The 2,047-nt window shown below is 36.3% G+C and carries 2 protein-coding genes; one reads left to right on the top strand and one right to left on the bottom strand.

Translation table 11 applies throughout. From position 1 onward, the window contains the following. The first annotated feature begins 58 nt into the window (after positions 1–58). On the top strand, positions 59–1,087 hold the full coding sequence (locus ABIQ27_RS02895) for a hypothetical protein (RefSeq protein ID WP_348031887.1): 1,029 nt from the start codon (positions 59–61) through the stop codon (positions 1,085–1,087). Positions 1,088–1,704: 617 nt separating this feature from the next. Here the strand turns inward: ABIQ27_RS02895 and ABIQ27_RS02890 are convergent. Beyond that, a partial coding sequence (locus ABIQ27_RS02890) for a hypothetical protein (protein ID WP_348031885.1) occupies positions 1,705–2,047 on the bottom strand: 343 nt, incomplete at its 5' end.

Raw genomic sequence — 2,047 nt, 5'->3', positions numbered from 1 at the left:
TCGGCTAACAATGCAATGCAACCGACCACCCTAAAACAGTGAGATAAAGTTTAAAATTATGATACCTGAAAAAATACAAGCACTGTTTGACTTCATAGATTATTTAGACCAAAGAAAGTCAGAATTTATTGATAAATACCTTCCGTTGTGTGACGAATTAAGCAAACTAGACATTCAAAGGTCAAAGTTGAAACCCAAAGGAAACTACATTGATAAACAGAACTATGATGAAATACAAAAGACTATAAATGAAAAGTTTCAACCAATTACACAAAACATTTATATTCCTGTTTTAAATAGGTTGAAAGAGCTAAAAATATGGTCTGGCGATGATGTTTACACAAGCATTTGGAATAATAATATTTCAGCAATTTATGAGTTTAGAGAGAACTTTGAAACCGAAGACATTCCAAAGGTAATAGCTTATAAACAGAAGTATTTGCGTTTTAGGAAGGACACAAATAGTAATTTTCTTTGCTTGCAATTTGTTTTTAGCAATTTAGATGAGATTTTTAAAGACCTATTTGATTTTTTCAAAGACACAACCGAAAATGAATTCGAGAGTTTCGAGACGAAAATAGTAGAGGTTAATAGTATCGCAGATGCCGTAAAAGGATTTGTAGATAATAAAGGTAAGAATGTGAAATATTCAATACCTAAACAAAGTCTTTTTGATTATCAGAATGTAAAACAGTATTTACCTCAACCGCCTAATATAAAAAACGAAATAATCATGGGACACAAAATTGAAGTTGGCGACATTACCGGTAATTCTGGACAAATAATTATTGGTAATGAAATTAAGATATTTGACTCACTTAATGGCAAAAAAGAAACTGCTGATAAAATATCAGATTTGATTGAACTCATCAGACAAGAACAAAGTGTAGACACCATCCAAAAGCAAACCTTAATTACAAATTTTGACAAAGTCAAAGAGGAAGTTTTGGAAGAAAAGCCAGACAAATCAAAAATTTTCAAATGGCTATCCGCTACAAAAGGAATTTTGGAGAATTTAGTTTTAACTCATCATATTACAGAAGCTGTTCATTGGGTTTACAATAATTTAAATTTTCTTATTCATTAGATTTTCAAGTGAGGTGAAGCACATGCAGCTAACAATGCGCCATGCTACCAGCTTCCATTTTATTTTACACATTGCGTGGATGAAAATATTTTGAAATTAAAAAAATCCCCCCGCCCTGGTTCGTGTCTCACGAACCTCTACATGGGGAAAAGCGGCTCAATAAACCTTTAACTTTTTACCGGCAACGGCTCTCACCAGGCCATGCGCATAGCCGACGACGTTGCCTGCTCGATTCCACCACATCAAAAAGCAATATCAGAAAATCTGCAACAAAGCATCCTGATAGTGTAGATGACGTAATCTACAAAGACACCTCCATGAAGCTCGCCCTCGACGCCTGCAGCAAGCAACGGCCGTCAAAAATTCATTTCCTGGCATTCGGTAAAAGCCAGCGGTATGCGTATTAATTAATATGTTTTACAAGCTAAATAAAAGTTAGTTTGTAATGATAGTGGCATTGCCGCATCTTACAATGATTCTAACGAATCAGTGCGCCGATGATTTTCCACGATTCATACAACTCGCTGCCTCGTGTAATTACGTAAATACAAACGTTAGCTGTAATTATAAAAGGTTCAACTATTGGGAATGCCAACAAGGCTAAATATCACTTGCGATTATTGCTTCTTAATTTCTAGGTTACCTTCGTAGTAGTAGAGTGCTGAGGTTGGAATATCAGGTGTTCGGTTCCACAGCCTTCCAACCGTTCCAGAAGGAAAACTAATCGTCCAGGTTAATTCTGAAGTTCGGGAAACAATCGGCCGGGTAGACCCAGCAGCGTTAATTCTTGGGTCCCCCCAAACAGTGCCATTTCCGAATATCAGACTATCTCCGAATAACAGACCATAAAATTCGCTGCAGTCTGAATTACAAAAGCGAACTTCCGCCGACTTAGGCGAGAGTGAAGAACCGATAGCCATATCAGTAAAGCTATTTATAGTTGAAGTCAATGGTTTCGAA

The organism is Flavobacterium sp. (assembly GCF_039916025.1).
Lineage (GTDB): Bacteria > Bacteroidota > Bacteroidia > Flavobacteriales > Flavobacteriaceae > Flavobacterium.
Note: the sequence above shows the minus strand (reverse complement) of the source record. Positions and strands in the feature narration are given on the sequence as shown.

Coding starts and splice junctions, on each gene's coding strand:
- ABIQ27_RS02895 (WP_348031887.1), top strand. CDS start 59: ATGATACCTGAAAAAATACAAGCACTGTTTGACTTCATAGATTATTTA.